This window comes from Cellulomonas jepli (genome assembly GCF_047229345.1).
In the GTDB taxonomy this organism is placed as follows: domain Bacteria; phylum Actinomycetota; class Actinomycetes; order Actinomycetales; family Cellulomonadaceae; genus Cellulomonas_A.
The window spans coordinates 1-4,070 of sequence record NZ_JBFTER010000180.1; the positions used below are offsets into that span (position 1 = coordinate 1).

Annotated in this window: 5 protein-coding genes; 1 reads left to right on the top strand and 4 read right to left on the bottom strand. The window is 77.0% G+C overall.

Annotated features, from left to right (window positions below):
• Positions 1–611: thiamine pyrophosphate-binding protein (locus tag AB6N24_RS22780; RefSeq protein ID WP_412871638.1), on the bottom strand; the 611-nt coding region annotated here is incomplete at its 3' end.
• On the bottom strand, positions 608–1,564 hold the full coding sequence (locus AB6N24_RS22785; RefSeq protein WP_412871639.1) for an o-succinylbenzoate synthase: 957 nt from the start codon (positions 1,562–1,564) through the stop codon (positions 608–610). The genes AB6N24_RS22785 and AB6N24_RS22780, both read right to left, overlap by 4 nt.
• A 33-nt stretch (positions 1,565–1,597) precedes the next feature.
• On the opposite strand from AB6N24_RS22785, the gene AB6N24_RS22790 reads away from it, so the two are divergent.
• A complete protein-coding gene (locus AB6N24_RS22790; RefSeq protein ID WP_412871640.1) occupies positions 1,598–2,569 on the top strand; it encodes a 1,4-dihydroxy-2-naphthoyl-CoA synthase in 972 nt (323 codons plus the stop codon).
• A 167-nt stretch (positions 2,570–2,736) separates the two neighbouring features.
• Here AB6N24_RS22790 and AB6N24_RS22795 read toward each other — a convergent pair whose 3' ends face one another.
• Both AB6N24_RS22795 and AB6N24_RS22800 read right to left on the bottom strand, forming a co-directional pair.
• Positions 2,737–2,901, bottom strand: a complete 165-nt coding sequence (locus AB6N24_RS22795; protein WP_412871641.1) for a hypothetical protein — start codon at positions 2,899–2,901, stop codon at positions 2,737–2,739.
• A gap of 158 nt (positions 2,902–3,059) precedes the next feature.
• Positions 3,060–4,070: DUF3048 domain-containing protein (locus AB6N24_RS22800; RefSeq protein ID WP_412871642.1), on the bottom strand; the 1,011-nt coding region annotated here is incomplete at its 5' end.

Genomic DNA, 4,070 nt, shown 5'->3' on the forward strand with positions numbered 1-4,070 from the left:
CCCCCTACCCCCCCCACCCCGCCACACCCCATCACGGGGACGGTCTCGTGGGCTCGGAGATGTGTATACGAGACCGCCGCGGCGGCGAGCGCGCGCGAGACGACGTGACGCAGGTCCCGGGCCTCGCCGGGGCGGCCGGTCGGGGCCGGGACGTCCGCGGCGAAGCGGACCGCCGAGCCGAACAGCCCGACCTGCTCGGTCGTCTGGTTGGCACCCGTCCCCCGCAGCTCGTGCGGACGGTCGGCGGTCACGAGCACGAGCGGCAGCCCGGCGTGCGCGGCCTCGAGCGCCGCCGGGTGCAGGTTCGCCGCCGCGGTCCCCGACGTCGTGACGACCGCGACCGGGCGCACGTCGCCCTGCGCGACCGCGGCCTTCGCGAGGCCGAGCGCGAGGAACGCCGCGGTGCGCTCGTCGATCCGCACGTGCAGCCGCAGCGCGGGCGCCCCCGCCGGGCGCTCGCCGTCGGGCAGGGCCGCGTCGGCCAGCGCGTACGCGAGCGGCGCGCTGCGGGAGCCGGGGCTCAGCACGACGTCGCGCACGCCGAGCGCCGCGAGGGACTGCAGGAGCACGCGCGCCGACGCGGTCGCCGGGTGCGCGCTCGGGGTCGTCACCGTCCCACCGTAGACCGGGCCTCGACCTCCGCGAGGCGGGTCGACCAGCGCGCACGCACGTCCTCGGGCGCGCGGACCGCGTCGAGCGCGACCGGGTCGACGTCGACCCGGCGGACCTCGAGCTGCCCGTCCACGGGCAGCAGCGGCTGGGTCGTGACGTCCCCCGTCAGCAGCTGCGCGGTCGCGAGCCCGCACGCGTACGGCAGGTGCGGCAGGGCCGCGGCGAGCGCGAGCCCCGCGGCGAGCCCGACCGAGCTCTCGAGCGCCGACGAGACGACGACCGGCAGCCCGGTCTCCTCCGCGAGCGCGAGGCACGCACGGACCCCGCCGAGCGGCTGGACCTTGAGCACCGCGATGTCGGCCGCCCGGGCGCGCACGACCGCCATCGGGTCCTCGGCACGGCGGATCGACTCGTCGGCCGCGACCGGCAGGTCGACCGCGCGGCGGACCGCGGCGAGCCCCTCGACGGTCGGCACCGGCTGCTCGGCGTACTCGAGCCCGCCGGCCGCGCGGTCGAGGACGCGCAGGCGCGCGACCGCGGTCTCGACGTCCCAGCCGCCGTTGGCGTCCACCCGGATGGCGCCGCCCGGCCCGAGCGCGTCGCGGACGGCCTCGAGGCGCTCGATCTCCTGCGCGAGGGTCTGGCCGCGCTCGGCGACCTTGACCTTCGCGGTCCGGCACCCGCCCGACGACGCGACGATCCGGTGCGCGGCCGGCCCGTCGACCGCGGGCACGGTGACGTTGACCGGGACGTGCGTGCGCACCGGGTCCGGCCAGCCCTCGTCGGCGGCCTCCCGCGCGGCGTGCAGCCACGCGGCCGACTCCTCGGCGTCGTAGTCCCAGAACGGGCTGAACTCGCCCCACCCGGCCACGCCGCGCAGCAGCACGCCGTCGCGCACGTCGAGGCCACGGAAGCGCGTGCGCAGCGGCACGGAGTACACGTCGAGGGTCACGGACCCAGGCTATGCGGGACCTACCCTGGTCCGGTGAGCGAGCTCCCCGCGCAGGTGTCCGAGACGTTCGACCCGACCCGCTGGCGCACCGTCGCCGGGTTCGAGGACCTCACGGACCTCACCTACCACCGCGGGGTCGAGCGCCCCGCGCCCGGCGCCGGTGCCGACGTCGTCGAGCGGGACCTCCCGGTGGTGCGCGTCGCGTTCGACCGGCCCGAGGTGCGCAACGCGTTCCGCCCGCACACCGTCGACGAGCTCTACCGCGTCCTCGACCACGCCCGGATGTCCTCGGACGTCGGCACGGTCCTGCTCACGGGCAACGGCCCGAGCCCGAAGGACGGCGGCTGGGCGTTCTGCTCGGGCGGGGACCAGCGGATCCGCGGGCGCGACGGCTACCGGTACACGGGCGACCCCGACGCGCAGACTGCCGACGCGATCGACCCGGCGCGCGCCGGGCGCCTGCACATCCTCGAGGTCCAGCGCCTCATCCGGACGATGCCCAAGGTCGTCGTGGCGGTCGTCGGCGGCTGGGCGGCCGGCGGTGGGCACTCGCTGCACGTCGTCGCCGACCTGACGATCGCCTCCCGCGAGCACGCCCGGTTCATGCAGACCGACGCGAACGTCGGGTCGTTCGACGGCGGCTACGGCTCGGCGCTGCTCGCGCGCCAGGTCGGCCAGAAGCGGGCCCGGGAGATCTTCTTCCTGGCACGCGAGTACTCGGCGCAGGAGGCGTACGACTGGGGGTCGGTGAACGACGTCGTCGACCACGCCCGGCTCGAGGACGCGGCGCTCGAGTACGCGCGCATCGTGGCCACCAAGTCGCCGCAGGCGATCCGCATGCTCAAGTTCGCGTTCAACCTCGCGGACGACGGGCTCGCGGGGCAGCAGGTCTTCGCGGGCGAGGCGACGCGGCTCGCGTACATGACGGACGAGGCGGTCGAGGGGCGCGACGCGTTCCTGCAGCGCCGCGACCCGGACTGGTCGGGGTTCGGGTACGCCTACTGACGGACCGCGTGCGCTCGTGACGGGCCGGTGGCCCTCGCGCGCCCGGCGCGGGGCGGTCTCGGTCGGCGGCAGGTCGGCCGTCGGTCGGCCGCCGGCCGCCGGCCGTCGGTCGTCGGTCGTCGGTCGGCCGCCGGCCGGGTGAGCGGTCGGCGTGCAGCAGCGCCGGGTCAGCTCCCGGAGAACGCCCAGACGGCGACCTGGACGACCTGCGCGACGGCGTAGGAGGCGCCGACGAGCAGCGCGGACAGGATGGTGACGGACGCGAGGACGGCGCCGAGGGAGTGCACGCGGTCGGCGCGCTCCTCGGCGCTCTCGGACGTGATCGTGGTCATGGCACCAGCGTGCGGCCGGGCCGGCGGGCGTCGCATCGGCCCACGGGACGGAGGTCACCGCCCACGGTCCACCGCGGGGTGCACAACCCCTCCACCCCGGTCATCCCGCGGGCTGAGGCCGTCCGGGTGACGGCCCGCCCGGGTGGGCGGCGGGGCGCTCAGCCGACCGTGAGGCTCCCGGACCCGGCGGGCACGAGCTCGACCCAGGTCGTGCCGGGCGCCAGGAGCGCGGGCGAACCGTCGGCCAGGAACAGGCGCAGCGGCTGGTCGTCGGCGTCCTTCTGCCAGCGCGCCTGGACGACCTTGCCGCCCGAGGCGACGGTGGCGTCCCCCGAGCCGACGAGCGTGTAGGTGGGGACCGCGGCGCCGCCCTGCGCGCCGAACTCCGTCGCGGGGTGGTCGGCGGTGATCGCCACGACGTTCGTCGCCGCGAGCCGCGCACCGCTCGCCGCGACCGCGGGCGTGGTGCCCTCGGAGCGCAGCCACGACGTGCCGTCCCAGGTCCAGGACGGGCTCGACGCCGCGGAGAGCCGGAACGACAGCGTGCTCGCGGGTGTCCCGGCGACGACGGCGGCCGCGCGGTCGAGCGAGCGCGCGTGCTCGAACTGCTCGGCGGGCGGCGCCTGATGGTCGGCGTCGGCCAGCCCCCAGAAGGTCTCCGGGCTGCCGTACACGTTGTGCGGCGCCGTCCGGCCCCGGACCCGGTACATGCCCTCGACGCCGGCGTCGTGGCTCAGCGCCTGCACGCCGCTGGCGTCGACGAGGTCGAGGATGCCGGGCTGCCCGCCGGAGAACGCGAGGAGGCCGTGCAGCGGCGCGGTCACGGGCGGGTCCATGGGCCGGACGGAGCGGATCGGGCCGACCTCGCCGGGGACCTGCGAGTGGAACACGGCGATGAGCCGCGAGACGTCGAACTCGACGATCGTCTCCCAGACCACGTCGGCCTGCTCGAGCCCGCTCTGCGGCCGCGCGACCGCGGTGTTCTCGACCTTCACCGCGAGGGCCGGCCGCGCGGCGGGCTCGCCCGGCAGCCCGGTCAGCGGCCACGTCGGCGGCACGACCGGAGCCGGCGCAGCGCCCTTCGCGGGTGCGATCGTCGGGCTGACCGTCACGGTCTCGGGCGTGGGGGCCACCGCCTCGGGCGCGCCGCACGCCGCGAGCGCGAGCAC